This window comes from Helicobacter sp. 13S00482-2 (genome assembly GCF_002272795.1).
In the GTDB taxonomy this organism is placed as follows: Bacteria; Campylobacterota; Campylobacteria; order Campylobacterales; family Helicobacteraceae; genus Helicobacter_J.
The window spans coordinates 1-953 of the sequence record NZ_MLAT01000056.1 but is presented as its reverse complement, the minus strand read 5'-3'; the positions used below and the strand labels follow the sequence as shown (position 1 = coordinate 953).

General features: G+C 26.7%; 3 protein-coding genes. All 3 read left to right on the top strand.

Annotation, left to right across the window (positions count from 1 at the left end; all coding sequences use genetic code 11):
- Window positions 1-267 (top strand): DUF2326 domain-containing protein (locus BKH42_RS09070; RefSeq protein ID WP_143428620.1); only part of this gene is annotated, 267 nt, incomplete at its 5' end.
- Between the two features lie 169 nt (window positions 268-436).
- A complete protein-coding gene (locus BKH42_RS09065; RefSeq protein WP_095296264.1) occupies window positions 437-763 on the top strand; it encodes a hypothetical protein in 327 nt (108 codons plus the stop codon).
- Window positions 756-953 (top strand): hypothetical protein (locus BKH42_RS09060; protein WP_143428619.1); only part of this gene is annotated, 198 nt, incomplete at its 3' end. The genes BKH42_RS09065 and BKH42_RS09060, both read left to right, overlap by 8 nt.

Below are 953 nucleotides of genomic sequence, written 5' to 3'. Positions count from 1 at the left end.
AAAAAACAAGCTATCATCTCAGCCTTTGATTTAGCCTATATAGATTTTATTAATAAATTAAATCTCAATTTTCCACATTTTGTAGCACATGACAAAGTTGAATTAATTGATATTAATAAACTTGAAATATTGTTTAATATTTCAAATAATATCAATGGGCAATTTATTGTTCCTATCATTTATGACAAGATTGAGACTATTTATTCAAAGTATAAAGACAATATAATTGTTGAATTATCAGAAAATAGCAAGTTCTTTAATGTATAGTTTGAGTCAATTTGATTTGGAAAATAAATCTACAAAACATATGAAATATATTCCTTTAAGACACTCTCTTTTAAGAGTTAATTTCCATGATTCTTACTATTAACTATCCTGTAGACAATTTCTAATAATTTATCTTATAATTTCTAAAATCCAAAAAAGGGTAGGGATAATGTATCAATATAAAGATAGTAGCGAACAGTTAAAACAGGGAGGTTATGACTATATTATTCAAAATGAATATCACTATATCAATATTGGTGCAACCACAGTTGGACAGCTTAAAAAAGCTGGAATACTTCCCAATAAAAATTACTCAGGATTGACTCAAAATAAGCCTGATGGTTTAGTCCTTCAGGGTAAAGATAGTGTGAGAGTATTAATAGAATATAAAAAAGATGGTATTTTTTTCTTCAAAACAAGAAGCAGAAAAAAATCTTACTCAGTGGTATTTTGCTCTTGCAGAAAAATTAGAGTGTCCTGCTATTTGTGTGAGTGATGGAATCAATACATATTGGTTTTCATCAAAAACAAAAGAACTTATTAGAGATGAAAATAGCAATGAACTGAGATTTGTTTTTGATAGTGCAAAAATAGCAGATAAAAAATTAACAGATGAAGAAAAACAAGAACTTTGTAGATTATTTGATAGGTTGAATCATATTGGTAAAAATAATCAGCTTGAAAAA

Bases quoted from the DNA above. Each gene is read 5' to 3' on its own strand.
- BKH42_RS09065 (WP_095296264.1), top strand. From the start codon at position 437: ATGTATCAATATAAAGATAGTAGCGAACAGTTAAAACAGGGAGGTTAT.